This window comes from Pseudoduganella albidiflava (genome assembly GCF_004322755.1).
Classification (GTDB): Bacteria; Pseudomonadota; Gammaproteobacteria; order Burkholderiales; family Burkholderiaceae_D; genus Rugamonas; species Rugamonas albidiflava.
Map to the genome: position 1 here is coordinate 5,937,921 of NZ_CP036401.1, position 26,144 is coordinate 5,964,064.

The 26,144-nt window shown below is 64.8% G+C and carries 26 protein-coding genes; 7 read left to right on the forward strand and 19 right to left on the reverse strand.

Translation table 11 applies throughout. The features are described 5' to 3' along the window. Nucleotides 1-25 precede the first annotated feature (25 nt). The 3 genes from mreD to EYF70_RS24705 form a co-directional block, all read right to left on the reverse strand. Nucleotides 26-538: a rod shape-determining protein MreD gene (gene mreD, locus EYF70_RS24695; protein ID WP_131147766.1), complete on the reverse strand. Its 513-nt coding sequence runs from the start codon at nucleotides 536-538 to the stop codon at nucleotides 26-28. Further along, nucleotides 535-1,686 carry a rod shape-determining protein MreC gene (gene mreC, locus EYF70_RS24700; RefSeq protein WP_131147767.1) on the reverse strand — a complete coding sequence of 384 codons (1,152 nt, stop codon included), beginning with the start codon at nucleotides 1,684-1,686 and terminating at the stop codon, nucleotides 535-537. The genes mreD and mreC overlap by 4 nt, the downstream gene beginning before the upstream one ends. 122 nt (nucleotides 1,687-1,808) lie before the next feature. Further along, nucleotides 1,809-2,852 (reverse strand): rod shape-determining protein, encoded by a 1,044-nt coding sequence (locus EYF70_RS24705; RefSeq protein ID WP_050409489.1) that lies wholly within the window; start codon nucleotides 2,850-2,852, stop codon nucleotides 1,809-1,811. 295 nt (nucleotides 2,853-3,147) lie between these two features. Here EYF70_RS24705 and gatC point away from each other — a divergent pair, with 295 nt between their 5' ends. The 4 genes from gatC (at nucleotide 3,148) to EYF70_RS24725 (ending at nucleotide 7,739) form a co-directional block, all read left to right on the forward strand. After that, nucleotides 3,148-3,447: an Asp-tRNA(Asn)/Glu-tRNA(Gln) amidotransferase subunit GatC gene (gene gatC, locus EYF70_RS24710; RefSeq protein ID WP_131147768.1), complete on the forward strand. Its 300-nt coding sequence runs from the start codon at nucleotides 3,148-3,150 to the stop codon at nucleotides 3,445-3,447. Between the two features lie 46 nt (nucleotides 3,448-3,493). Further along, nucleotides 3,494-4,978 (forward strand): Asp-tRNA(Asn)/Glu-tRNA(Gln) amidotransferase subunit GatA, encoded by a 1,485-nt coding sequence (gene gatA, locus EYF70_RS24715; RefSeq protein WP_131149325.1) that lies wholly within the window; start codon nucleotides 3,494-3,496, stop codon nucleotides 4,976-4,978. A 31-nt stretch (nucleotides 4,979-5,009) separates the two neighbouring features. Then, complete coding sequence (gene gatB / locus EYF70_RS24720; protein WP_131147769.1) at nucleotides 5,010-6,470, forward strand: Asp-tRNA(Asn)/Glu-tRNA(Gln) amidotransferase subunit GatB; 1,461 nt, start codon at nucleotides 5,010-5,012, stop codon at nucleotides 6,468-6,470. 246 nt (nucleotides 6,471-6,716) lie between these two features. Continuing rightward, entirely contained in the window at nucleotides 6,717-7,739 is a 1,023-nt protein-coding gene (locus EYF70_RS24725) for a DUF1176 domain-containing protein (RefSeq protein ID WP_131147770.1), read from the forward strand. A 9-nt stretch (nucleotides 7,740-7,748) separates the two neighbouring features. Here EYF70_RS24725 and EYF70_RS24730 read toward each other — a convergent pair whose 3' ends face one another. From EYF70_RS24730 to pyrE, 4 genes are all read right to left on the reverse strand, one after another. Next, nucleotides 7,749-8,270: a pyridoxamine 5'-phosphate oxidase family protein gene (locus EYF70_RS24730; RefSeq protein ID WP_131147771.1), complete on the reverse strand. Its 522-nt coding sequence runs from the start codon at nucleotides 8,268-8,270 to the stop codon at nucleotides 7,749-7,751. Nucleotides 8,271-8,336: 66 nt separating this feature from the next. Then, nucleotides 8,337-9,191, reverse strand: a complete 855-nt coding sequence (locus EYF70_RS24735; RefSeq protein ID WP_131147772.1) for an alpha/beta fold hydrolase — start codon at nucleotides 9,189-9,191, stop codon at nucleotides 8,337-8,339. Between the two features lie 41 nt (nucleotides 9,192-9,232). After that, nucleotides 9,233-9,598: a hypothetical protein gene (locus tag EYF70_RS24740; RefSeq protein WP_131147773.1), complete on the reverse strand. Its 366-nt coding sequence runs from the start codon at nucleotides 9,596-9,598 to the stop codon at nucleotides 9,233-9,235. Nucleotides 9,599-9,677: 79 nt separating this feature from the next. Beyond that, nucleotides 9,678-10,337: an orotate phosphoribosyltransferase gene (gene pyrE / locus EYF70_RS24745; RefSeq protein ID WP_131147774.1), complete on the reverse strand. Its 660-nt coding sequence runs from the start codon at nucleotides 10,335-10,337 to the stop codon at nucleotides 9,678-9,680. A 38-nt stretch (nucleotides 10,338-10,375) separates the two neighbouring features. Between pyrE and EYF70_RS24750 the strand changes: the two genes are divergently transcribed. Together EYF70_RS24750 and EYF70_RS24755 are read left to right on the forward strand one after the other, a co-directional pair. Then, nucleotides 10,376-11,146 carry an exodeoxyribonuclease III gene (locus EYF70_RS24750; RefSeq protein WP_131147775.1) on the forward strand — a complete coding sequence of 257 codons (771 nt, stop codon included), beginning with the start codon at nucleotides 10,376-10,378 and terminating at the stop codon, nucleotides 11,144-11,146. 166 nt (nucleotides 11,147-11,312) lie between these two features. Beyond that, complete coding sequence (locus EYF70_RS24755; protein WP_131147776.1) at nucleotides 11,313-14,114, forward strand: Ig-like domain-containing protein; 2,802 nt, start codon at nucleotides 11,313-11,315, stop codon at nucleotides 14,112-14,114. Nucleotides 14,115-14,121: 7 nt separating this feature from the next. Here the strand turns inward: EYF70_RS24755 and EYF70_RS24760 are convergent, their stop codons facing one another. The 12 genes from EYF70_RS24760 to EYF70_RS24815 all read right to left on the reverse strand — a co-directional run bounded on the left by EYF70_RS24760 (nucleotide 14,122) and on the right by EYF70_RS24815 (nucleotide 25,597). After that, the gene (locus EYF70_RS24760; protein ID WP_229420544.1) at nucleotides 14,122-15,030 is read right to left on the reverse strand and encodes a pseudouridine synthase; all 909 of its coding nucleotides are present in this window, start codon (nucleotides 15,028-15,030) and stop codon (nucleotides 14,122-14,124) included. A gap of 16 nt (nucleotides 15,031-15,046) precedes the next feature. Beyond that, entirely contained in the window at nucleotides 15,047-15,958 is a 912-nt protein-coding gene (locus EYF70_RS24765; RefSeq protein WP_131147777.1) for a M48 family metallopeptidase, read from the reverse strand. A 96-nt stretch (nucleotides 15,959-16,054) separates the two neighbouring features. Beyond that, nucleotides 16,055-16,678, reverse strand: coding sequence for a methionine biosynthesis protein MetW (metW, locus tag EYF70_RS24770; RefSeq protein ID WP_131147778.1), 624 nt, complete (start codon nucleotides 16,676-16,678; stop codon nucleotides 16,055-16,057). Beyond that, on the reverse strand, nucleotides 16,675-17,820 hold the full coding sequence (gene metX, locus EYF70_RS24775; RefSeq protein ID WP_229420953.1) for a homoserine O-succinyltransferase MetX: 1,146 nt from the start codon (nucleotides 17,818-17,820) through the stop codon (nucleotides 16,675-16,677). Before metX ends, metW begins: the two co-directional genes overlap by 4 nt. Nucleotides 17,821-17,934: 114 nt before the next feature. Continuing rightward, the gene (ptsP, locus tag EYF70_RS24780; protein WP_131147780.1) at nucleotides 17,935-19,680 is read right to left on the reverse strand and encodes a phosphoenolpyruvate--protein phosphotransferase; all 1,746 of its coding nucleotides are present in this window, start codon (nucleotides 19,678-19,680) and stop codon (nucleotides 17,935-17,937) included. A 24-nt stretch (nucleotides 19,681-19,704) separates the two neighbouring features. Then, nucleotides 19,705-19,974, reverse strand: coding sequence for an HPr family phosphocarrier protein (locus EYF70_RS24785; RefSeq protein ID WP_131147781.1), 270 nt, complete (start codon nucleotides 19,972-19,974; stop codon nucleotides 19,705-19,707). 31 nt (nucleotides 19,975-20,005) lie between these two features. Beyond that, nucleotides 20,006-20,407: a PTS sugar transporter subunit IIA gene (locus EYF70_RS24790; protein ID WP_131147782.1), complete on the reverse strand. Its 402-nt coding sequence runs from the start codon at nucleotides 20,405-20,407 to the stop codon at nucleotides 20,006-20,008. 11 nt (nucleotides 20,408-20,418) lie between these two features. Beyond that, nucleotides 20,419-21,360 (reverse strand): glutathione synthase, encoded by a 942-nt coding sequence (gshB, locus tag EYF70_RS24795; protein WP_131147783.1) that lies wholly within the window; start codon nucleotides 21,358-21,360, stop codon nucleotides 20,419-20,421. Nucleotides 21,361-21,468: 108 nt separating this feature from the next. Continuing rightward, nucleotides 21,469-22,767, reverse strand: coding sequence for a glutamate--cysteine ligase (gene gshA, locus EYF70_RS24800; RefSeq protein ID WP_131147784.1), 1,299 nt, complete (start codon nucleotides 22,765-22,767; stop codon nucleotides 21,469-21,471). A 149-nt stretch (nucleotides 22,768-22,916) separates the two neighbouring features. Continuing rightward, entirely contained in the window at nucleotides 22,917-24,452 is a 1,536-nt protein-coding gene (gene amt / locus EYF70_RS24805; RefSeq protein WP_131147785.1) for an ammonium transporter, read from the reverse strand. Between the two features lie 27 nt (nucleotides 24,453-24,479). Then, a complete protein-coding gene (locus tag EYF70_RS24810) occupies nucleotides 24,480-24,818 on the reverse strand; it encodes a P-II family nitrogen regulator (protein WP_130186246.1) in 339 nt (112 codons plus the stop codon). Between the two features lie 20 nt (nucleotides 24,819-24,838). Then, a complete protein-coding gene (locus tag EYF70_RS24815) occupies nucleotides 24,839-25,597 on the reverse strand; it encodes a TorF family putative porin (RefSeq protein WP_131147786.1) in 759 nt (252 codons plus the stop codon). A gap of 205 nt (nucleotides 25,598-25,802) precedes the next feature. Here EYF70_RS24815 and EYF70_RS24820 point away from each other — a divergent pair, with 205 nt between their 5' ends. Continuing rightward, nucleotides 25,803-26,057, forward strand: coding sequence for an accessory factor UbiK family protein (locus EYF70_RS24820; protein ID WP_131147787.1), 255 nt, complete (start codon nucleotides 25,803-25,805; stop codon nucleotides 26,055-26,057). Nucleotides 26,058-26,144 lie beyond the last annotated feature (87 nt).

Genomic DNA, 26,144 nt, shown 5'->3' on the forward strand with positions numbered 1-26,144 from the left:
TGTGGCGTGATTGCTTCCGGGCGCATCAGATCGGGCGGGTATGGTCCTTGTCGACCGCGCGGCGCTGCGGCGCCAGCAGCAGCATCGTGATCAGGGGCCACAGCAGCGCCGACACGAAGCTTTCGACAAAGTAGAACCAGCCGGGGAACTTGCCGGAGACCAGGAAGCGCACCAGCAACTGCACCGCCTGCGCCAGCAGCAGCAGCGGCAGCACATGCATGGCCTGGGTACTGATGCGGAACCACAGCACGCGGCGGTGCATCATGATCGCGCAATACGACAGCAGCGTGTAGGCCAGCGCATTCTCGCCCAGCAGCGTGGCGTCGTGCACGTCCATCAGCAGGCCCAGGCAGAATGCGGTGCCGATGCCGACCCGGCGCGGCTGGTGCACGCCCCAGAATACCAGCACCAGCGCCACGAAGTCCGGCGCGGCGATGAACTGGCCCCAGGGCATCAGGTTGAGCAGGAACGCGGCCAGCAGGCTGATCGCGATGAAGATGGGGCTGACGGGCAGCAGGATGTACTGCGGACGGTTCATCGGTTCTCCCTCGGTGCCGCGGCTGCAGGTGCGGGCGCCGGCGCATTGGTGCGCGGCGCGACGGGCGACGCCGCCGGCGCGGTGGCCTGGACACCGGCCGGCGCGGTGGCCAGCGGTTGCGGCGGCGCTCCCGGGCGCAGGCCCGGCGCCGCCGGGCCTGCCGGTACATTGGCCTGCGCCGCCACGGGAGCACCCGCGGCAGGCGCGGCGCCCTCGGCGGCAGGCGCGGCAGCCGATGGCGCGGTGGCCGAATCGGCCGCTTTCTTTTTCTTGACCGGCTTGCTGGTATCTTCTTCCGGCGGACGCGGCGGCATCTCCGGCAGCGACATCAGGATCAGCAGCTGCGTATTGCGTTCGATGCCGGCCAGCGGCTGGCACACCACGCGGCCAAACATGCCGTTCGCGCTGTTTTCCACCTGCGTGACGCGGGCTACCGCCAGGCCGGCCGGATACACACCGTCGATGCCGGACGTGATCAGGATATCGCCCACCACCACGTCGGCGTTCGGCGCCATGAAGCGCAGGTCCAGGTTGCCGGATTGGCCGCGGCCATAGGCAACGCTGCGCAGGCCGTTCCGCAGCACCTGCACGGGAATCGCCTGTTCCTTGTCGGTCAGCAGCGTGACCTCGGATGTGAAGGGAAACACCCGCGTGACCTGCCCCACCACGCCCTGGTTGTCGATCACGGGCAGGCCGGCCCGCACGCCCTGCTGCATGCCGCGGTTCAGGATCACCTTGCGGGTGAACACGTCGCGCGCGTCGTAGAGGATTTCCGCCAGCATCGTCTTGCCCGGCACTTTTTCACGGGCTTCGAGCAGCCTGCGCAACTGGGCGTTCTCGGCCTGCGTGAGCTGCGCCTGCTGCAGCGTGTGCGCCATGGCGATCTGCTGCGTGCGCAGTTCGCGCACCTGTTTTTCCAGGCCGGACAAGGTGGAGAAATAGGTGCCCACGCCCGCCAGGGCATCGCGCGGCAGCATCGCCGCCACCTGCAGCGGATACAGCACGGTACCGACCACCTGGCGCACCACGGTCAGCGCGCCCACGCGCGAATCGAACAACAGCAATGCGATCGAGATGCACGCGCAGATCACCATCTTGGCGCGCGCGGACGCCCCTTGCTTGAAGAGTGGCGGCGGACTGTATTCCATAGATCCTGAATGGACATGGGCGGCCGCGCACATGGCACGAACCGCCCGGTATTGCTAACGCCTGGCCGCACCCATCCGCAATCCATTGCAGACGAAGACCGCGGCCGCGATCGTGCCGGGGATCACTCGTACGAGAAGATCGATCCCAGCTGGTCCATGCGTTCCAGCGCCATGCCCGAACCGCGCACCACGCAAGTCAGCGGGTCTTCGGCCACCAGCACCGGCAGGCCGGTTTCTTCCATCAGCAGCCGATCCAGGTCGCGCAGCAGCGCGCCGCCGCCGGTCAGCATCATGCCCTTTTCGGCGATGTCCGCGCCCAGTTCCGGCGGCGTCTGTTCCAGCGCGTTCTTCACGGCCGACACGATATTGTTCAGCGGGTCGGTCAGCGCTTCCAGGATCTCGTTCGACGAGATCGTGAACGAACGCGGGATGCCTTCGGACAGGTTGCGGCCCTTGACTTCCATTTCCTTGACTTCGGATCCCGGGAACGCGGAGCCGATCGCCTTCTTGATCGCTTCGGCCGTCTGTTCGCCGATCAGCATGCCGTAATTGCGACGGATGTAGTTGACGATCGCTTCGTCGAACTTGTCGCCGCCGACGCGCACGGAACCCTTGTAGACCATGCCGCCCAGCGAGATGATGCCCACTTCGGTGGTGCCGCCGCCGATATCGACCACCATCGAACCCGTTGCATCGGATACCGGCAGGCCGGCGCCGATCGCGGCCGCCATCGGCTCCTCGATCAGGTAGACCTGCGAAGCGCCGGCGCCGAGCGCCGATTCGCGGATCGCGCGGCGTTCCACCTGGGTCGAGCCGCACGGCACGCAGATGATGATGCGCGGCGACGGGCGGAAGAACTTCGAGTCGTGCACCATGCGGATGAACTGCTTGAGCATCTGCTCGGTCACGGTGAAGTCGGCGATCACGCCATCCTTCATCGGACGGATCGCTTCGATGTTGCCGGGTACCTTGCCCAGCATCTGCTTGGCTTCCTTGCCGACCGCCTGGATGGTCTTCTTGCCATTCGGGCCGCCTTCCTGGCGGATCGCCACCACCGAGGGCTCATCGAGCACGATGCCCGAACCGCGCACGTAAATAAGAGTATTTGCCGTGCCGAGGTCAATGGCCAGATCGGACGAGATGTACCTGCGTAAAAAACCAAACATGAGTATCCTGTAGCGCTCTTGCCCGCGCGTGGGCAGTTAGAAGATTGTCCTGTGATGCGTCGGCCTGGGAAGCGGGGCTCTGCCAGACTGGCGGCCACCGGGATGCCGGCAACGCATCAACCCGGCATTCTACCTTATAATTCACGGGCTATTTGCCCTGAATCCACTCAAATGTGCGGACCCCGAAGCCTGCGTTTATGCAGGTTTGCCGGGGTTTTAGGGTGAAAATGGCCGATGTTACAAAAGTCTTATCGAAACCCTCAGTTTTATGACTAGCGCTTTGCGCGCCCCGAAAATGGCCCTGACACCCACCGACGTAAACCGCATCGCCAAGCTGGCGCAACTGGAACTGGACGAACAGCATTCCGCGGCGATGCTGGACAAGCTGAACGGCATCTTCGCGCTGGCCGAGCAGATGCGCGCCGTGGATACCGAAGGCGTACCGCCGCTGGCGCACCCGCTGGCCGCGCACATGCAGGTGGCGCTGCGCCTGCGCGACGACGTGCCCACCGAGCCGAACCGCCGCGACGATTACCAGAAAGTGGCACCGAAGACCGAGGACGGCCTGTACCTGGTGCCGAAGGTGATCGACTAATCCATCCTCCCGCCGCCCGGCGGCGGGACAGCAGAACAACACCATGATCCATACCAAGACCCTCAAAGAACTGTCCACGCTGCTGCAGTCGAAGGAGATTTCCGCCACCGAGCTGGCGACGCACTACCTCGACCGTATCGAAGCGAGCGACCTGAACGCCTTCCTGCACGTGGATCGCGCGCTGACGCTGGCCCAGGCTGCCGATGCCGATGCCCGCCTTGCCGCCGGCAACGCGCACCCGCTGGCCGGCGTGCCGATCGCCCACAAGGATATTTTCGTGACGCGCGGCTGGCGCTCCACGGCCGGCTCGAAGATGCTGGCCGATTACGTGAGCCCGTTCGACGCCACCGTGGTCGAAAAACTGCATGGCGTGGGCATGGTCCACCTGGGCAAGCTCAATTGCGACGAATTCGCGATGGGGTCGTCGAACGAGAACTCGGCCTTCGGCGCCGTGAAGAACCCGTGGGACACGAATGCCGTGCCGGGCGGTTCGTCCGGCGGTTCGGCGGCGGCCGTGGCGGCACGCCTGGCGCCGGCCGTGACCGGCACCGACACGGGCGGCTCGATCCGCCAGCCGGCCGCGTTCTGCGGCATCACCGGCATCAAGCCGACCTATGGCCGCGTGTCGCGCTTCGGCATGATCGCGTTCGCTTCGTCGCTCGACCAGGGCGGCCCGATGGCGCAGACCGCCGAGGATTGCGCCCTGCTGCTGTCGGCGATGGCCGGCTACGACGAGCGCGATTCGACCAGCCTGGCGCCGGAACAGGGTGGCGTGCATGAGGATTTCACGCGCAACCTGAACGAACCGCTGGCCGGCCTGCGCATCGGCGTGCCGAAGGAATACTTCGGCGAAGGCCTGGCTGCCGACGTGGAAGCGGCTGTGCGCGCGGCGCTCGAGCAATTCGTGAAACTGGGCGCCACGCTGGTCGACATCTCGCTGCCGAACACGGCGCTGTCGATCCCGGCCTATTACATGATCGCGCCGGCCGAGGCGTCGTCGAACCTGTCGCGCTTCGACGGCGTGCGCTACGGCTTCCGCGCCGAGGGCTACAAGGACCTGCAGGACATGTACCGCAAGACGCGCGCCCAGGGCTTCGGCCCCGAGGTGCAGCGCCGCATCATGGTGGGCACGTATGTGCTGTGCCATGGCTACTACGATGCGTACTACGTGAAGGCCCAGAAGATCCGCCGCCTGATCGCCGACGATTTCGCCAAAGTGCTCTCCGGCCCCGATGCCGTGTGCGACGTGATCATGGGCCCCGTGGCCCCGACCGTGGCCTGGGACCTGGGTTCGAAGGCGGACGATCCGGTGGCGAACTACCTGGCCGACATCTTCACGCTGTCGACCAGCCTGGCCGGCTTGCCCGGCATGTCGATTCCCTGCGGTTTCGGCCAGGGCGACAAGAATGCGAACCGCCCGGTGGGCCTGCAGATCATCGGCAATTACTTCGCCGAGGCGAAGCTGCTGAACATCGCCCACCAGTTCCAGCAGGCGACCGACTGGCACGCACGCGCTCCGGCCGCTGCCTGATCGCATCCAAGAGATCACAAGGAAGAACAATATGGAATGGGAAGTCGTCATCGGTCTCGAGAACCACGTGCAGCTCACGACCGATTCGAAAATCTTCAGTGGCTCGCCGACCGCGTTCGGCGCCGAGCCGAACACGCAGGCCAGCCCCGTCGACCTGGCGCTGCCGGGCGTGCTGCCGGTGATGAACAAGCAGGCGGTCGACCGCGCGATCCGCTTCGGCCTGGCCGTGGGCGCGAAGATCGCGCCGCAATCGATCTTCGCCCGCAAGAATTATTTCTACCCCGACTTGCCGAAGGGTTACCAGATCAGCCAGATGGATGACCCGGTCGTGCAGGGCGGCTCGCTGACGTTCGGCTTCGAGAAGGATGGCAAGTTCGTCACAAAGACCGTGAACCTGACGCGCGCGCACCTGGAAGAAGACGCCGGCAAATCGCTGCACGAGGATTACCACGGCATGTCCGGCATCGACCTGAACCGGGCCGGCACGCCGCTGCTGGAAATCGTCTCCGAACCGGAAATCCGCTCGGCGCAGGAAGCGGTGGCCTACGCCAAGGCGCTGCATGGCCTGGTGATGTGGCTGGGCGTTTGCGACGGCAACATGCAGGAAGGCTCGTTCCGCTGCGACGTCAACGTGTCCGTGCGCCCGAAGGGCCAGACCGAATTCGGCACCCGCTGCGAGATCAAGAACCTGAACTCGTTCCGCTTCATCGAGGAAGCGGTGAACGTGGAAGTGCGCCGCCAGATCGAGCTGATCGAGGATGGCGGCAAGGTGGTGCAGGCCACGCGCCTGTATGACCCGGACCGCAAGGAAACCCGCGAAATGCGCAGCAAGGAAGATGCGCAGGATTACCGCTATTTCCCCGACCCGGACCTGCCACCGCTGGCGATTTCCGAAGACTGGATCGAGCGCGTGAAAGCCGCGATGCCGGAACTGCCGGCCGTGATGCGCGAGCGCTTCGTCGGCCAGTACAAGCTGCCGGAATACGATTCGCTGGTGCTGACCTCGTCGAAGGCGATGGCCACCTACTTCGAAGCCGTGGTGGCCGCCGCCGGCCAGGAAAACGCCAAGGCAGCGGCGAACTGGCTGATGGGCGACGTGTCCTCGACGCTGAACCGCAACGATGTCGACATCGCCGACGCGCCCGTGAAACCGGCGCAGCTGGCGCTCATGCTCAAGCGCATCGCCGACGGCACCATCTCGAACAAGGCGGCCAAGGAAGTCTTCCAGGCGCTGTGGGAAGCCAATTCGGATGACGCCGCGCTGGTCGATGCCATCATCAAGGAAAAAGACCTGGGCCAGGTGTCCGACGCGGGCGCCCTGGTCGCCATCGTCGACGAAGTCATCGCCAACAACGCCAAGTCGGTCGAGCAGTACCGCGCCGGCAAGGAAGCGGCGATCAACGCGCTGATCGGCCAGGCCATGAAGGCATCGAAAGGCAAGGCCAACCCGGCACAGCTGACGGAACTGCTCAAGCAGAAGCTGGCGGGCTGACCAGAAAACCGGTGACAGGCTCCGACTTCTAAACCCAATGGCAGATTCCGGGGTCAGACCCGGCGGGTCTGACCCCAGCCCTTCGCTGTTGGGGTGAATGCATGCGCTTTCAATGTGCCGGATGGCGCTTAACTTAACGGCCTTAGTGACAGGCTCCATTTTCCGGAAAACATTTCGACATAAATGGTGCCTGTCACCGTTTTTAAAAAAAGGCGCCGCGGCGCCTTTTTTTGTTATCTTGTCGACATGAAAAAACTGATCGCTCCATTGCTGGCCACCCTGGCCATCCCCGTGCTTGCGGCCACGCCCGCCGGCACGGAATTCAGCCACCACGACTGGGAACTGGCGTGCGACAACACGCGCACGTGCCGCGCGGCCGGGTACCAGCCCGACGGTGTCGAGCCGGCCGTTTCCGTGCTGCTCGAGCGCGTGGCGGGTCCCGGGCGCGCCCTCGCGGCCACGCTGCAGCTGGGCAGCTATGGCGACGAGGCGCCGGAGCCGAAGTCGGCAACGGTGACGATGAAGATCGACGGCAAGGCGGTGGGGCCGGTGAAGATCGAGGCCCAGCACGGCACGCTGACGCCCGCGCAGGCGCAGGCGCTGGTCTCGGCCGTTTCGGGCACCGGCCGGGTGGAATGGACCGACGGCACGCACACCTGGGCGCTGTCCGGCAAGGGCGCTTCCGCCGTGCTGCTGAAGATGGATGAAGTCCAGGGCCGCCTCGGCACCATGGGGGCGCTGCTGCGCAAGGGCAGCCGGCCCGAGGATACCGTGCCGGGACCACTGCCGGCGCCCGAGGTTTCTCCCGCATCGGCCGGTTCGACCGAAGTAAACCTGCCGCCGGCGGCCCGCACCGCCCTGCTCCGCGAACTGCGCAAGGCGCTCGATGCCGGTACCAGTGGCTGCGAGGCCTTCGAGCCGGACCAGTTGACCGTGATGAAACTGACCCCGGAAAAACTGCTGGTGCAGATGCCCTGCTGGACAGGCGCCTACAACACCGGCAGCGCCTATCTCGTGGCCAACAAGGCCGCGCCATTCAACCTGGAACTGGTCACCGCCGACGCCACCGACTACGCGGCCGGCATCATCACGTCGGCGCAGAAGGGCCGCGGCATGGGCGACTGCTGGGCTACCAGGGAATGGGTCTGGGACGGCCGCCGCTTCGTGCTGACCGAATCGACCACTTCCGGCATGTGCCGCCTGGTGGCACCCGGCGGCGCATGGAGGCTGCCGACCTATGTGGCGAAGGTCACGCGCGGCCCGCGCTGACGCCGGCCATCACGGCGCCACGCGGCCTTCGATCGAATCGTCCAGCGTCTTGCCGATCGCGGCGCCCACCATGATCTTCAGGCCCTGCACCAGGTTGCCGTGCTTGTTGTCCCAGTAGTAGCCATCCGTGGGCACCACGCGGATCAGCGTGATGCGGGGGTCGCCCAGCCCTTCCGTGAACCAGGTGGCCAGTTCCGGGCTCCACAGTTCACGGATGCGGGCGGGATCGCGCGAGATCGTGGCGATGCCGTCCAGGTACAGAAAACCGGCATGCTTCGATGCCTGGAAGTACACGCGCACCTTCGGGTCGGCGGCGACCTCCGCGTTCTTGTGGCTGTCGGCCGCGCTCATGAACCACAGGCTGCCCGCCTCGTCGACATCGAGCACCGACATCGGCCGCGCATCGGTGCCGCTGCTGACGAAGAAGCAGCTCTCCGCATCGTCGACGATGTGCCTGATCCGCTTGACCGCATCGTGTCCGGTCAGGTCCTTGTGGTTGTGTTCCGGCTGGTTGCGATTGATCGAGTCCATGGCATCCTCCTGTCGTGTGGGAGCCTTCGATGCTAATGGCATTTCGACCATCGGTATGTGGTCTTTTTAACCGTCCCGTTGCACGAGGGCGCGTTCGATCCATCCGGCGATGCCGGCAAAGATGTCGTCGCGGTTCAGTTCGTTGAAATTCTCGTGGCGGTTGCCCGCCTCGACGCGGCAGGCCAGCAGGTGGGGCGGCACGGCGCTCAGCAGGCGCAGCGCAGCCTGGGTGTCCGCCAGTTCATCCTGGCCGGCCAGCACCACGTACAGCGGATGGCGCCAGCCCGCCAGCGACAGGCCATGCTGCGCCTGTTGCAGCGCGTGCCCGAAGCGCATCGTGATTTCGGTGGCGCGGAGGCCATCGGCTTCGTCGCGGCGATGGCGCGCGGTGATGGCGGCATCATGCGTGAGCACATCGGTCAGGGATGCCAGCGGTACCTTCATCGTCGGCAGGAGCCGTGCCAGCACGGTGGACAGCTTTTGCAGGACGGCGGGCACGGCCACCGCGTTCACGTAATACGGCGACGACAGGATGTAGCCGGCGACATCGCCGCCACCCGCCAGTCCGAACTTCGTCGCGACCAGGGCCCCCATCGAGTGGGCGATGACGAACACGGGGACGCCGGGCCAGCGCGCGCGTATCCAGTCGAGGAACAGGCCGGTCTCCTCGACGAGGATGTCGAAATCGGGGATGTCGGCACGCCTGCCGGCGCCATGGCCGCACAGGTCGAAAGCCGCGGTGGCGATGCCGCGTGCGCGGAAATAGCGCGCCGGCGTGACCCAGTCGCCCGCATGGGCCATGCCGCCGTGCAGAGCCAGCAGCACGCAGCGTGGCGGTTCCGGCGGCTCCCAGACATGCACGGTGCGCGGCACGCCGGCCCGGCCGCCGAAGGAATCGAGCCGGTCTTCTGCGAAGCGCATCAGCCCGTCACCATCAGCCCGTCACCATCAGCCAGTGACCATCAGCCAGTGATACTGAGCGTGATGCCCATGTTGACGAACAGGGTCAGGTCGGCGATCGAGAAATCGAGCGCGTCGTCCGGCCCCACGTCGATCATGGCGATCCGCAGTTCGGCGGCCAGCGGCGGCACGTCGAAGGTGATGCCCCGCGCCTCGCATTCATGCAGCCAGGCGCGCAGGTGGCGGACCAGCGCAGCCGGGTTGGCGTCCTCGCCCAGGCTCACATAGAAGCCGTCATCGATGCGCACGCGGCCATCGGGCCGCACGTCGCCCTTCTTCCAGCTGACTTCCGGCTCGCTGGGCAAGCCGTCGCGCGCGTCGGCAACCGCGGCCTCGTCGCCATACACTTTCAGGGATGCTTTGTTCATTGCGGCTCCTCCGTTGTTACCCATATTTAAGCACAACCAACGGCGGCCGCAACAATTAAGTTGATGCCCAGCAACCCACTCAGGCGATCCCGTAGCGGTCGCGGTAGGCCGCTACCGCATCCTTGTGCTGTGCCAGCGCCGGATCGGCGGACAGGTAACCCAGCAGGTCGGCCAGGTTGCCGATCGAGATCACGGGAATGTTGTAGTTCTTGCTCACTTCCTGCACCGCGGACAGGTCCGATACCACGCCATCCTTGCCGCCCCGCTCCATCCGGTCCAGCGCGATCAGCACGGCGCACGGCTCGGCGCCGGCGTTGCGGATCATCTCCACCGATTCGCGCACCGAGGTGCCGGCCGAGATCACGTCGTCGATGATGACCACCTTGCCGGACAGCTTCGCGCCGACCAGCGTGCCGCCTTCGCCATGGTCCTTGGCTTCCTTGCGGTTATAGGCGAACGACGTGTTGCGGCCCTTGTTGGCCAGCGCCACCGCGGTGGCCGACGCCAGCGTGATGCCCTTGTAAGCGGGGCCGAACAGCATGTCGAATTCGACGCCGGAGTCGAGCAGGGTCTGCGCGTAGAAGTCGGCCACTTTCGCCAGCGTGGCGCCGTCGTGGAACAGGCCCGCATTGAAGAAATACGGCGACTGGCGCCCCGCCTTGGTGGTGAATTCGCCAAATTTCAGCACTCCCGCCGAGACGGAAAACGCGATAAACTGTTGCCTTAAAATATTACTCATATGCTGGTCCTGTTCAAAAAGTGCCCGTATTTTAATCCATGCCAAAGATCATCTCCGCCAACCTGAATGGCATCCGCTCCGCCGCCAAGAAGGGCTTTTTCGACTGGATGGGCACCCAGTCCGCCGATTTCATCTGCGTGCAGGAACTGAAGTGCCAGGCCAGCGACATGACGGCCGAGTTCAGCAATCCGCACGGCTACCACGGCCATTTCCACTACGCCGAGAAAAAGGGTTATTCGGGCACGGGCGTCTACAGCAAGATCGAGCCGGATGCCGTGAAGATCGGTTTCGGCAGCCCTGAATTCGATGCCGAAGGCCGCTACGTGCGCTGCGACTTCGGCGACCTGACCGTGATTTCCGTGTACTGCCCTTCCGGCTCCTCGTCGCCCGAGCGGCAGGAAGCCAAGTTCCGCTTCATGGATCTGTTCCTGCCGCACCTGATGGCATTGCGCGCCGAAGGCCGCGAAGTCGTCATCTGCGGCGACTGGAACATCGCCCACAAGGAAATCGACCTGAAGAACTGGAAGGGCAACCTGAAGAATTCCGGTTTCCTGCCCGAGGAGCGGGCGTGGCTGACGCGCGTGTTCGACGAGTGCGGCTACGTGGACGTGCACCGCGGCCTCGATCCGCGCCCGGAACAGTACACATGGTGGAGCAACCGCGGCCAGGCGTATGCGAAGAACGTGGGCTGGCGCATCGACTACCATGTCGCCACCCCGGCCATCGCGCAATGCGCGCAAGCCGTCTCCGTCTACAAGGACGTGAAGTTCTCCGATCATGCGCCGCTGATCATCGATTACCTGCGCTGACATCATCCGATGCGTGGACAACGGCCGGTCCTCAAGGGCATCCTCGGCCGTTGCTTTTTCAACAGTTTCAACCGTTGTTTTTCAGTCGCTCGGCATTTCCATAAAGAAAAGTAAGGTGCATCTTTGCTATGATGACGCCCGTAAAAACTTTTTCCTGGAACACTGCATGCTTGCCACCGACCGCCCTTTCCTCAGCGCCGCCACACCTGCCGACGATAGCGGAGCGGTCGCCACCGGCGCCCATATCGAGCTGACATTCTCGACAGCGGTAAAGGCCGGCAGCGGCAAGATCTACGTGACGAACGGGGCGACCCAGACCTACCTGGGCCGCGATGGCCTGCTGCACACGCGCATCGTCGGCGCCACCGATACGCGCGCCATCGATATCGGCGACACCAGCCAGGTGACGATTGCCGGCAACAAGGTGACCATCGATCCCGCCGCCGACCTGCTCGGCAACATGGCCTACAGCGTGGTGATGGAAGCCGGCGTGCTGGTGGACCAGGCCGGCAACGCCTATGCCGGCCTGGTGGACGGCAACCGGCTCGATTTCACGACCGCGCAGCCGGGCGACATCACGCCGCCATCCGTATTGTCGCTGGCGCTGTCCGACGACCACCTGGAAACGGGCGAGCACGCCCTGCTGACGCTGACGCTGAGCGAAGCCGTCAGCGGCATCACGCTGGCGGACTTCGCGGTCGAGGGCGGCCTCCTCGAAGATCTGGCGACGCTGGACGGCATCACGTGGACCGCGCGGCTGGTGCCGGATGCTGGCAGCGAAGGCAGCGGCTCGGTGGCATTCGCGCCATCCGCCGCGGTGGACCAGGCCGGCAATCAAGGCATTGGTGCGCCGGCCACGGCATCCTTCACCTACGCCACGCCGGCCAGCCTGTCGCTCCGGCTGTGGAACGACAGCGGCATCGACGACACCGACTTCATCACCAATGCCGGCAGCGACCAGGGCCTGGAGATCCACTGCGCGCTGCCGCTCGGCGAGGGCGACCGGGTGCAGGTATCGGTCGACGGCGCCGAATTCATCGACGCGCAACAGGGCGAAGGCTACGGCTACTGGTTCGCCAGCGGACTGCAGCTGGCGGCCGCCGAAGGCACGCTTACGGTACGCGTGGTGGACGCGGCCGGCACGGTGCGGACCAGCGTGGCGCAGCAATACGTCGTGGACACCGCCGCCCCCGAAGCCTCGGCACGGGCCGCGACAACCGCGCTGGCGCCGGACAGCGATTCCGGCACCGCAGGCGACGGCATCACCAGTGCCGGGCAGCCGTGGGTGGTGGTGACGCTGGCCGGCAAGGCGGGCTACCGCCCCGGCGACGTGATCGAAGTGCAGGAAGACGGCTATGAAGGGCCGCCCGCCGGGCGCACCGTGCTGCAAGCCGGCTACTTCGATGCCGGCGGCAACCTGGTGTCGCAGTCGGTGCGGGTGCAGCTCACCGGCGGCATGCTGCATGGCGCCGAGGGCATCCACACCTTCTTCGTGCGCATCGCCGATGTCGCCGGCAATACCGTGCCCGGCGACTACAGCGCGCAGATGCTGCAGCTGGCGATCGACACCACGGCGCCCACCCTGGCCGATACGGCGCCGGATGAAGGCGATGTCGTGGAGGGCACGCTGCCCACCATCACGCTGACGTTCGACGAAGAGATGGTGCTGGACGCCGCGACCATGCTGGTGCTGGCCAGCGATTCCGGCGACGTGCAGGAGTTCAGTGGCAAAGCGGGCGACCTGCTCTGGAACGGCGACACCCGGGAATTGACGCTGACGCTGAAGCACGCGCTCGACGCTGGCACGCACTACCGGCTGGCGACGCAGGGCCCCCTGCAGGATGCGGCGGGCAACGCGGGCTGGGTGGCCGACTCGGTGCTGCTGCGCTTCGACACGGCGCAAGGGGGCGATGGCGAGGTGATCGTCGTTCCCGTCACGCCGGAGCTGTCCCTGCACGTGGACAGCGCCAGCGCTTCCGATCCCGGCGGCGAGGCGCAGGATGGCGTGACGAACGACGTGCGCGTCGACGTCGCCGGCCTGCAGCCCGGCGGGTCGTGGGAATACAGCGTGAATGGCGGCGAAAGCTGGCAGGCCGGCTTCGCCGATTACTTCAAGCTCGACCCCGTGTCCGCGACCTATGGCGAAGGCCAGGTGCGCGTGCGCCAGTACGAAGCCGGTCCGGAAAGCCAGGTCAGCGAAACGGGCATGCTGGGGCCGATCGCGATCGACCTGACGGCACCGGGCGTGACGATCGACTACGCGTCGTTCGACTTCATCGCCGGCAGCAGCACGATCACGGGACAGGTGATGGGCGAGTTCGACGAGGGCGACCTGGTCGAGTTCACGGTGGACCGCGGCGTGACCTGGCAGCGCGCCGCGCTGGACGGCTATCTCTACCTGCACGACGTCGAGCTGGGCTATGGCGGCACGATCGGCCTGCGCGTTGCCGATGAAGCGGGCAACCTGGGCGGCCCGTTCTTCAATGCCAGCACGGTCTACGTGGCCGACGGCTATGGCGGCGCGTTCGACATCGGCGAGGGCGAGGCGCTGTTCGCGCAGGCTGGCGACGACCGCATCAGCGCCGGCAGCACCGGCTTCGCCTTCCTCGACGGCGGCGAGGGCCACGATACGCTGGACGTTTCCCAGGTGGCGCGCACCGGCGACGCGGCCTTCGCCATGCTCGACCTGGCCGATATCGCCGGCCACCTGGCCAATATCGAGGCGATCGACCTGGGCGACGGTGGCAGCACCGCGTTCGAACTGGCGTTCAACACCGAATCGGCACTCGCCATGACCGGTGGCGGCCCGCTGCGCATCGCCGGCGGCGCGGACGACAAGGTCACCCTCGATGACAGCCAGTGGCTATGGGAAAACGGCGACGGGGAGTTCACGACCTGGTACAACGGCAGCGTGGCGATCACGGTCGATAACGATATCGACCTGGTCGGCAACTTCGTGCTGGTCTGACGGCGGCCTACAGGCTGCGGCGGCTCTCGAAGTAGCGCCATTCCCCGGTCAGCGGATCGGGGAAGCCGATCGCCCGCGCCAGCAGTTTCAGCGGTGCGGACACATCCTCGCCCTTGCATGGCAACGCCACCGGGTAGAACGCATCGTTGACGATCGGGATGCCCAGCGCGGCCAGGTGCACGCGCAACTGGTGCTGCCGCCCCGTGTGCGGCCACAGGCGATACAGCACGTGTTCGCCGCGCTGCCCGGCGATATCGATCATGGTTTCCGAATTCGGCTCGCCCGGCGCTTCCTTCATCGTGAAGAACTTATCGCCCTGCACCATGCGGCTGCGGTAGCTGAACGGGAAGGTGCGTCCCGGCAGCGGGCCGGCCAGCGCCTCGTACTCCTTTTGCACCACACGCTGCTGGAACAGCGACTGGTACGCGCCGCGGCTGTCGAGGTTGCGGGAAAAGACGACGATGCCGGCGGTTTCGCGGTCGAGCCGGTGGATCGGCACCAGTTCCTCGATGCCGAGCCTGGCGCGCAGGCGCACCAGCAAGGTCTCCTTCAGGAAGCGGCCGGTGGGAATCGTGGGCAGGAAATGCGGCTTGTCGGCGACTACGATGTGCTCGTCCTGGTACAGCACCTCTTCCTCGAACGGAATCGGCGCCTCGTACTCCAGCTCGCGGTAGTAGAAGATGCGCAGGTTGCGGCGATACGGCGACGACGGCTGCAGCGCCCTGCCCTGCGCGTCGACCACGTCGCCGCGCGCCATCCGCTCGCGCCACTGCGCCTCGGTCACGGCGGGATAGTTCGCCACCATGAAGGTGATCAGGTCGGGCCAGTCGCCCTCGGGCAGCCACAGGTAGCTGGGCGTGACGCCGTCGCGCATGGGCAACGGCGCCTTGCCGTGGAACTTGACGGTGGATGACATGCGGGAAAAGCGGGTGTTACGTTTTCGGCAGCGGCGTGGTGCGGTAGGCTGGCAGCTTGGCCACCGTGGTGCCGCGCGTGCGCGCATACACCGGCAGCACCAGCGGCATGCTCTTGTTCATCTCGGCGATGCGGGTTTCACCGCTCGGGTGAGTGGACAGGAACTCGATCGGCGCGCGCGCGTTGACGGCGCCCATTTTCTGCCACAACGCGACGCCGGCGCGCGGATCGAAGCCGGCGCGTGCCGCCAGGTCGATGCCGACCAGGTCGGCCTCGGTTTCCTCGCCGCGCGAGAATTTCAGCACGGCCGCCTGGGCCGCCATGCGGCCACCGAAGTCCGTCAGGTTCGGGTCGATGCCGAACAGTGCCGAGGCGGCGATGCCGCCCAGCTTGCCGGCGATCGCGGCCACCTGCGATTCGCCCTGCCGCTTGCGCGCATGTTCGCGCAGTGCGTGGGCGATTTCGTGGCCCATCACCATGGCCACTTCATCGTCCGTCATGTTCAGCTTGGTCAAGATGCCGGTGAAGAAGGCGATGCGCCCGCCAGGCATGCAGAAGGCGTTGACCTGGTCCGAATTGAGCAGGTTGACTTCCCAGTTCCAGTCCGCCGCCTCGGGATTCCAGCGGCCCACGTGCGGGATGATGCGTTTCGCGATGGCGCGCAGCCGCTGCACTTGCGGATGATTGTCGTCGACCAGCGCGTCCTTCTGGTCGGCTTCCTTCAGCAGCGCGTCGTACTGCAGCTTCGATTGCTCGTTGACGGTTTGCTCGTCGGAAAACACGCGCAGGCGCGACAGGCGCGTGACGGGAATGCCGTCCGACGCCTGGGCGGCAGGCGCGCTCTGCGCCGGCGCGGATTGGTGGGCTGCCGCCAGCTGCATGCTGGTGGCAAGGGTGATGAGGGCCAGGCTATGTTTGAGTGATTTCATGATTTAGTTCCATACGTCCATGACATTATGTACATTCCACGGTCGTTGGCCACACGATACCATATGCCGGCCCGGGGCCCGATTCACCCGGCCTTGTCAACGGCTGCCGGCACCGTTGCGCTTGCGCAGCCGGAACACCGCCAGTTCGCCGCGCAGGTTCGGCAGCACGTCGACGATCCGCCCTTCGGCCAGCGCCACATATTCCATCACCTCGACGCCCACCTCGGCGGCCAGCGCACGGAAATCCTCGATCGTGGCGCAGCGCACGTTGGGCGTGTCGTACCACTGGTACGGCAGCGTCTTCGACACCGGCATGCGGCCCTTCAGCAGCGCCACGCGGTGCGGCCAGTAGGCGAAGTTCGGGAACGACACGATGGCTTCGTTGCCGACGCGGACGATGTCGCGCAGCAGCGCCTCGACGTGCTGCATCATCTGCAGCGCGGACAGGCACAGCACCGTGTCGAAGGAATTGTCGCCGAACAGCGCCAGGCCGCCCTTCTCGAAATCCTGCTGGATCACGCGCACGCCGCGCTGGGTGCTTTCCAGCACCTTGTCGTCCGCCAGTTCCAGGCCGTAGCCGGTGCAGCGCTTGTCGGTCTGCAGGTACTCCATCATGAAGCCGTCGCCGCAGCCCACGTCCAGCACGTGCGCGCCGGGCTGTATCCAGTGGGCGATGAAGGCCAGGTCGGGGCGTGCCCGTTTCAGGTCGTCGAACGTCATGCGGCACCTCCTTTCGATCCGGCGGCAATCTGGCCGTGGATTTGCCCGAAATAGGCCCTCACCATGCCCATGTAGCGCGGGTCCTCCAGCAGGAAGGCGTCGTGGCCGTGCGGCGCATCGATTTCCGCATAGGTCACTTCACGGCGGTTGGCCAGCAGCGCCTGCACGATCTCGCGCGAGCGCTCCGGCGAGAAGCGCCAGTCGGTGGTGAACGAGGCGAGGAAGAATTTCGCCTTGGTCTTCGCCAGGGTGCGCGTCAGGTCGCCGTCATGCACGCGCGCCGGATCGAAGTAGTCCAGCGCCTTGGTGATCAGCAGGTAGGTGTTGGCGTCGAAGTAGGTGGCGAACTTGTCGCCCTGGTAGCGCAGGTACGATTCGATCTCGAAGTCGATGCCGAAGCCGAACTTGTAGCCGGCGGTTTCTGCGCCCCCCTTCTCGGCCATCGACCGCAGCTTGCGGCCGAACTTCTCGGCCATGTCGTCGTCCGACAGGTAGGTGATGTGGCCGACCATGCGCGCCACCTTCAGGCCGTTCTTCGGCACCACGCCGTGTTCGTAGAAGTCGCCGCCATGGTAGTCCGGGTCGGACAGGATCGCCTGCCGCGCCACGTCGTTGAAGGCGATGTTCTGCGCCGACAGCTTCGGCGTGGAAGCGATGACCACGCAATGGCGCAGCCGGTCCGGATACATGATGCTCCAGGCCAGCGCCTGCATGCCGCCCAGCGAGCCGCCCATCACGGCGGCGAACTGCGCGATGCCCAGGCGGTCGGCCAGGCGGGCCTGGGCGGCCACCCAGTCTTCCACCGTCACCACCGGGAAAGCGGCGCCATAAGGCTTGCCGGTGGCCGGATTGGCGTGCATCGGGCCGGTGGAGCCGAAGCACGACCCCAGGTTGTTGACGCCGATGACGAAGAACCTGTTGGTGTCGACCGGCTTGCCGGGACCGACCATGTTGTCCCACCAGCCCACGTTCTTCGGATCGTCGGCATACCAGCCGGCCACGTGGTGCGATGCGTTCAGCGCATGGCAGATCAGCACCGCGTTCGATCTGTCGGCATTGAGCGTGCCGTAGGTTTCATACATCAGCGTGTAGTCGCGCAGCGACGCGCCGCTTTGCAGGGGCAAGGGATCCGCGAACGCCATGGTTTGCGGAGAAACGATTCCTATCGAGGACATGTTTTCGAGTTATTGTGTACTGCGTGGCCCCGCGGGCCTGTGATGGTGGCGGGGCCCGAATGGGGGCACCCGCTGGAATTTCTACATCGTCTGCAGCGACAGGACGGCATCCGCGATGACGTCCGGGTCCATGGAGCGAAGTATCTTGCGCGTTTGCGGCAGGATGCGGGCCATGTCGGCATTGAGGATTTCCTGCTTGACCGACAGCAGCTGCGCCGGGTGCATCGAGAAATCGCGCAAGCCCATGCCGAGCAGCAGGCGCGTCAGCTTCACGTCGCCCGCCATCTCGCCGCACACCGCAACGTCGATACCGGCCTTGTGGCCGGCGGCTATGGTCATCGAAATCAGTTGCAGTACGGCGGGATGGAGGGGATTGTAAAGGTGCGCCACCTCATAATCAACCCGGTCGATGGCCAGCGTGTACTGAATCAGGTCGTTGGTGCCGATCGACAGGAACTTCATCTTCCGCACGAACATCGGCAGCGCCAGCGCCGCGGCGGGGATCTCGATCATCGCGCCCACGTCCACGTTCGGGTCGTACTTGATGTTCGCCTCGCGCAGTTCGGCCTTGGCCTGCTCGATCATCGCCAGCGACTGGTCGATCTCGTGCGCATGGGCCAGCATCGGAATCAGGATGCGCAGCTTGCCGAACGCGGAAGCGCGCAGGATGGCGCGCAGCTGCGTGAGGAAGATCTGCGGCTCGGACAGGCAATAGCGGATCGCCCGCAAGCCCAGCGCCGGGTTCAGCGCCGTGTGTTCGGTGGTGTCGAGCGGCTTGTCGGCGCCGATGTCGAGCGTGCGGATGGTGACCGGCCGGCCCTTCATCGCCACCACGGCGCGGCGGTACTGCTCGAACTGTTCATCCTCGGACGGCATGTCGCTGGCGCGCCCCATGAACAGGAACTCGGAACGGAACAGGCCCACGCCGTTGGCGCCCGCTTCCAGGGCCGGGCCGCAATCGTCCGGCAGCTCGATATTGGCCAGCAGCGTGATCGGCGTGCCGTCCTTCGTGACGGCAGGCGTCTTCTTCAGCTTCGAGAGCTTCTTGCGGGCCCGCTGCGCGGCCAGCTGGCGATCGCGGTACTGCTGCAGCACCAGCGCGCTGGGGCTGACGATGACCACGCCGGCATCGCCGTCGATGATCACCCAGTCATCCTGCTCGATCAGGTTGGACGCCTGCGACACGCCGACGGCGGCCGGGATATCGAGGCTGCGCGCCACGATCGCCGTGTGCGAATTCTGCCCGCCCACGTCGGTGACGAAGCCGATGAAGGAGCGGTCGCGGAACTTCAGCATGTCCGCCGGCGAGATGTCGTGCGCCACTACCACCATCTGCGCCTGGAATTCGTCGTCGTCCGGCTCCACCGGCATGGGCAGCGGCTCGCTGCCCAGCAACACCTTCAGCACCCGCTCGGCCACCTGCTGGATGTCGACCTTGCGTTCGCGGAGATAGGGATCCTCGATCTCGTCGAACTGCGCCGACAGTTCCTCGATCTGCGTGACGAGCGCCCATTCGGCGTTGTAGTGGCGGCTGCGGATGATGTCCAGCGGCGCTTCGGAGATCATCGGATCGGAGAGGATCAGCGCATGGACGTCGATGAACGCGCCCAGTTCGGTCGGCGCATCCTTCGGCAGTTCGTTCCACAGCGTTTGCAGTTCGCGGTGCACGGTGGCCAGCGCTGTTTGCAGGCGCACCACTTCCGCTTCCACGTGTTCTTCGGCGATCAGGTAATGCTTGACGTCCAGCGCGGCCGGCGCAAGGATCTGCGCCCGGCCGATGGCAATGCCGCGCGAGACCGGAATGCCGTGCAGTGTGAACGATGCCATCGGTGCTCCCCGGTCAAACGGCATTTACTCGCCTTCGCCGAACTTGTCGTTGACCAGCCCGGCGAGCGCGGTGATGCACTCCTGTTCGTCGGCGCCATCGGCTTCCAGCGTGACCTTGGCCCCCTTGCCGGCGGCCAGCATCATGACGCCCATGATCGATTTCGCATTGATGCGCCGGCCATTGCGGGACAGCCAGACATCGCTCTTGAATTTCGCCGCCAGCTGGGTGAACTTGGCTGAAGCGCGCGCGTGCAGTCCGAGCTTGTTGATGATTTCGAGTTCTTGCTGAATCATGTTTCTTTTTTATCTAATTGACCCGAATCGTTTAATTGACCCGAATGCGGTTGTCCACCCGTACCGCCCCGCTTTGCGCACCGGCCAGCGCCATTTCCACCACCACGTCCAGCGTATCCATGCGATACGTGATCGCCCGCAGCAGCATGGGCAGGCTGATGCCGGCGATGACTTCGACGTGGCCCGCGTCAGCAAGCTTGTTGCAGCAATTGGCGGGCGTACCTCCCTTTACATCGGTGATCACCAGCACGCCGGAACCATCGTCCAGCCGCCTGATGGCCGCCGCGGCCAGTGCCTGCACGTCGCTCAGGTCCTGGTCCGCCACCACGTCGATCGCTTCGAGGTGCTCGACCTTGTTGCGGAATACGTGGGCTACCGCCGCCAGGAATGCTTCCCCCAGCGGCGCGTGCGTCATAAGCAAAATACCAACCATATCGGTCCTTGTCAGGCCGCCTGTTCGAGCGCGTCGATGAACATGGCGGCTACCTGGAAGCCCGTCTGCTGCGTGATCTCCTGGAAGCAGGTCGGGCTCGTGACGTTTACCTCGGTCAGGTAATCGCCGATCACGTCCAATCCTACCAGCAATAAGCCGCGCTCGGCCAATACCGGACCGATCGCCTCGGCAATTTCCCGGTCGCGATCGGTGAGTGGCTGGGCCACGCCGACGCCGCCGGCCGCCAGGTTGCCGCGCACTTCGCTACCCTGCGGGATGCGGGCCAGGGAGAACGGCACCGGCTTGCCGCCGATGACGAGGATGCGCTTGTCGCCCTTGACGATCTCGGGAATGTAGCGCTGCGCCATGATGGTCTGCCGGCCGTTCTGCGACAGTGTTTCGATGATGGCGCCCAGGTTCATGGCATCGGCTTTCACCCGGAAAATGCCGGTGCCGCCCATGCCGTCCAGCGGCTTGAAGATCACATCGCCATGCTCGGCGTGGAAGGCGCGCAGGCGCGTTTCATCCGACGTGACGATGGTCGGCGACGTGAACTGCGAGAACTGCGCGATCGACAGCTTTTCATTGTGGTCGCGGATCGCCTGCGGACTGTTGAACACCTTCACGCCCTGCTGTTCGGCCAGTTGCAGCAGGTAGGTGCCGTAGACGTATTCCATGTCGAACGGCGGATCCTTGCGCTCCAGGATGATGTCGAACTCGGACAGCGCCACGTCTTCCGAGGGCGCGGCGTCATACCAGTCTTCCTGCCCGCCGCCCGTCATCGTGATGCGCGAGACCCAGGCGCGGACAATGCCATTCTCCAGCGCCATGTGGCGCTGCTGGAACGCATACACTTCATGGCCGCGCTTCGCGGCCTCGGCCATCATGGCGTAGGTGGAGTCCTTGTAGATCTTGAAGTTCGCCAACGGGTCGGCAAGAAAAGCGATTTTCATGGGCACATCCATTCGAGGTAATGGCCGATTTTAGCCGAGTTTGCAAAGCGACATCGGCTCAGCCCGGCCGAGGGGAACCCGGCCTGCCGGCAGGCTGAACCAGTTGCCTCAATACACTTCCGGATTCGGATCGGTGCGTTCCATTTCCAGCGATGCTGCCAGCAATGCCAGGCGGGCCACCACGCCGTACACATAGAAACGGTTGGGCGCGGCGGTGCCCGGCTTGGCTTTCAGGTCGGGCACCGCATGCTGCTGCGCGAAGGCCAGCGGCACGAACTGCGAGCCGGGCGCGTTCAGGTTCTGGTCCACGCCCCGTTCCGCGTGCACGCGGTAGAAGCCGCCGACCACGTAGCGGTCGATCATGTAGACGACCGGCTCGGCCACCGCATCCTTGATGCTTTCAAAGGTGGGCACGCCTTCCTGGATGTTCAGCTCGCTGACGACCTTGCCATCCTTAACCACCGACATCTTCTCGCGCTGCGCCGGCGACAGGTCCTTCAGTTCGGCCGCGTCGCGGATGCTGATGATGCCCTTGCCATAGGTGCCCGCGTCGGGCTTGATGATGACGAACGGCTTTTCCTTGATGCCATATTCCTTGTACTTCTTGCGGATCTTGGCCAGGACGGCGTCGACGTTACCCGCCAGGCAATCCTGCCCTTCGCCGGTCTGCAGGTCGACCTCGCCGCAGCGGGCATGGAACGGGTTCACCATCCACGGGTCCACGCCGATCAGCTTGCCGAACTTCTTGGCCACTTCATCGTAGGCGGTGAAATGATTGTGCTTGCGGCGCAGGGCCCAGCCCGCATGCAGCGGCGGCAGCAGGCTTTGCTCATGGATATTCTGCAGGATGTCCGGCAGGCCCGCCGACAGGTCGTTGTTCAGCAGGATCGTGCACGGATCGAAGTCCTTCAGCCCCACGCGGCGGCCGTTCGCCGAACGCTCGAGCGGTTCGACCACCAGCATGTTGCCATCCGGCAGAGCCAGCGGCGTCGGTTGCGTGATGGACGGATCCAGGGTGCCCAGCCGCACGTGCAGGCCTGTCTGGCGGAAGATCTGCGCCAGGCGCGCGATGTTTTCCAGGTAGGTCGGATGGCGGTCGTAGCTTTCCGGGATCACCAGCAGGTTGCGCGCATCCGGGCAATACTTGTCGATCGCGGCCATCGCGGCCTGCACCGACAGCGGCAGCATTTCACTGGCCAGGTAATGGAAGCCGCCGGGAAACAGGTTGGTGTCCACCGGGGCCAGCTTGTAGCCGGCATTGCGCAGATCGACCGAGCAATAGAATGGCGGCGTATGTTCCTGCCATTCCAGCCGGAACCAGCGCTCGATGGCGGGGGTGGCGGCCAGGATTTTTTCTTCGAGATCGAGCAGCGGTCCGGTCAGGGCCGTGACGAGGTGGGGAACCATGCTTACTTCCTTGTAGTGATGGGCGAACTGCGTGCCCGCCTTGCAATGCTGAAGGCGGACTCACCAAATCAGGGCAAAGATGCCATTTTAAAGGTGTGGAAAGCAAAAAAGCGCCCCGCAGGGCGCTTTTGGCGGCAAAACCGTACCTTTTAGATGTGGTAGGCCGATTCGCCGTGGCTGTTGATATCCAGGCCTTCGCGTTCCTGTTCTTCCGGCACGCGCAGGCCGATCACCACGTCCACCAGCTTGTAGGCGATGAAGGCAACGATGCCCGACCACAGGATCGTGACGCCCACGCCGATCAGCTGGGTGACCACCTGGCCGCCGATCGAGTAGTCCGCCGAAGCCTTGTTGGCCACATAGTCCCAGATGCCTTGGCCACCCAGCGACGGTGCCGCGAACACGCCGGTCAGCACGGCGCCCAGGATACCGCCCACGCCGTGCACGCCGAACACGTCCAGCGAGTCGTCGGCGCCCAGCATGCGCTTCAGGCCATTCACGCCCCACAGGCAGACCACGCCCGCCAGCAGGCCGATGACCAGGCCACCCATCGGGCCGACGAAGCCGGCGGCCGGGGTGATCGCCACGAGGCCGGCAACGGCGCCGGACACGGCACCCAGCATCGAGGGCTTGCCCTTGAAGATCCATTCGGCGAACAGCCAGGACACGGTGGCGGCGGCAGTGGCCAGCAGCGTGTTCACGAAGGCCAGCGCTGCGATGTCGCCCGCTTCCAGCGCGGAACCGGCGTTGAAGCCGAACCAGCCCACCCACAGCAGCGAAGCGCCGATCATCGTCATCACCAGCGAGTGCGGGGCCATCGATTCACGGCCGTAGCCGACGCGCTTGCCCATCATGTAGGCACCCACCAGGCCGGCAACCGCGGCATTGATGTGCACCACGGTACCGCCGGCGAAGTCCAGCGCGCCGTGGCTCCACAGGTAACCACCCTTGGCGGTGACGGTGGCCAGCGACGCGGCATCGGTGATCGCGTCCGGGCCGGCCCAGAACCAGACCATGTGCGCCATCGGCAGGTAGGCGAAGGTGAACCAGATCACGATGAAGGCCAGTACGGCGGCGAATTTCGCGCGCTCGGCGAAGGCACCGACGATCAGGCCGCAGGTGATGGCGGCAAACGTGCCCTGGAAGGCGACGAAGATAAATTCGGGAATGACGACGCCCTTGCTGAACGTTGCCGCATAGGCGAACGTGCCGGCGACGGGGTCATAGATGCCGTTCAGCAGCGCACGGCCGAATCCGCCGAAGAACGCATTGCCTTCGGTGAACGCAATCGAGTAGCCATACAGGCACCACAGCACGATGATCAGCGAGAAGATCGTGAAGATCTGCATCAGGATGGACAGCATGTTCTTCGAGCGCACCAGGCCGCCGTAGAACAGCGCCAGGCCGGGAATCGACATCATGATGACCAGCAGCGTGGAGACAAACATCCAGCTGGTGTCGCCCTTGTGTGGCGTGGGCGCGGCGGCCGGTGCTGCTTCGGCTGCGGCGGGTGCCGCGGCCGCTGGTGCCGCCGCGGGTGCTGTGTCAACGGCGGCAGGCGCCGTGGCGGTGGCGGTGGCGGCAGGCGCGTCGGCCGGCGCCGCTTCCTGAGACCAGGCCGGCGCCGCGCTGAACGCCATCAGCATGGCTGCCCCGGCCAGCCATTTCGTTATCGTTTTTTTCATCGATTTCCCCTTTGACGCATCGTTAAGTTAAAGCGCATCGTTGCCGGTTTCGCCGGTCCGGATACGGATGACCTGTTCCAGGTTGTACACGAAAATCTTGCCATCGCCGATCTTGCCGGTACGGGCGGCCGTTTCGATGGCTTCGATGGCCTGCTCGACGATTGCGTCGTCGACCGCCGCTTCGATCTTGGTCTTGGGCAGGAAGTCGACCACGTATTCGGCGCCGCGGTACAGCTCCGTGTGGCCTTTCTGGCGACCAAAGCCTTTTACTTCGGTCACGGTTATCCCTTGCACGTTGATCGCGGACAGGGCTTCACGCACCTCGTCCAGCTTGAACGGCTTGATGATGGCGGTAATCATTTTCATGGCAGGCCTCGTTTTGTGTTTCAGAAAGTTTTGGACAGGGTCAGCACGGCGCCTGATTTGCCCAGGTTCTTGCCGTTCGGTGCGACGTACGCTTCGGTATTGGTATCGACATAGGCCAGCGATACCGTGGCAACGCCGAAGTCCTTGGTGACGCCCACTTTCCAGTCGGTGTAATCGGCCGAGCCGTTATTCTTGACTTTCTGGTGGCCCACGTGGAGGTTCAGGATGAAGCCGCCACCCAGCTCCTGGTTGACGGAAGCATCCAGGTACTGGCTGTTCTTGCTGTCGGCGAAGCCGAACAGGTTGGTCAGCGAGTGGGAATATTTCAGGGTGGCGGGGCCGAAGCCGACCTGCCCGTACAATTCAAACGTGTTCGCGCTGGTCGACAGGGAGTTCGAGGGGTAGATATAGCCCAGGCCGCCCACGTCGTACGTAAAGCCGGAACCGATGTCGCCACGCTTGCCGGCATACACGTCCCATTCGACGCTGCCGTCGCCGCCGCCGTCCTTGACCCACTTGATGGTGGACAGCCAGGTGCCGGCATAGAAGCCTGTCGGGTTGTTGACCCAGTCGGCGCCGCCTTGCAGTGCCGGTTTCAGGCGGGTTTGCGAAATACCGCGGTAACGGTAATCGCTGGTAACGGCCGCGTTAAAGCTGATCTCATTGTCCGGTTTCGCCTCGGGTGTCGCGGCGGCTTCCTGTGCCTGGGCCTGGCCTGCCGCGATGCACGCGAACAGTACGGCGATGGACAGGGCGGAGCGCTTGCTCGGGTATGACATGGCGATTTCCTTTTGAGTGAACTTTTATTGCGGTTTAAAATTCGTCTGACTCGTTGTCCCTTTAGCTAAAGCAGAATGCGTGCCAGCAAATAGTTGCTGAGCTGATAGCCGAGCCGCGCTGCGCGACGCCTGTTTCGCACCAAATAATCTTCGTACTGGCACCATTGTGGTGCATTTGTGCGAAAAACCTCACCTGGAGCCCATCGTGGACATGAACGCCTTCTTTACCGACCTGCAATCCAAGATCAACAACGTCATCGAAAATTCGCCCGCCAAGGATATCGAGCGCAACGTCAAGGCGATGATGACCCAGGGCTTTTCCAAGCTGGACCTGGTAACGCGGGAGGAATTCGACATCCAGGCCCAGGTGCTGGCCAAGACCCGCAACCGCCTGGAGTTGCTGGAAACCCGCCTGGCCGAACTGGAGGCGAAGATCGCCGCCGAGAAGGCGCCGCTGTAACGACTTTTCGCGGATTTTTCTCCTTTATCGCGGCGCAAGGCCGCGCCCGCCGCAAGCGCCTAGGATGCAGGATCGTCTTCTTCATCC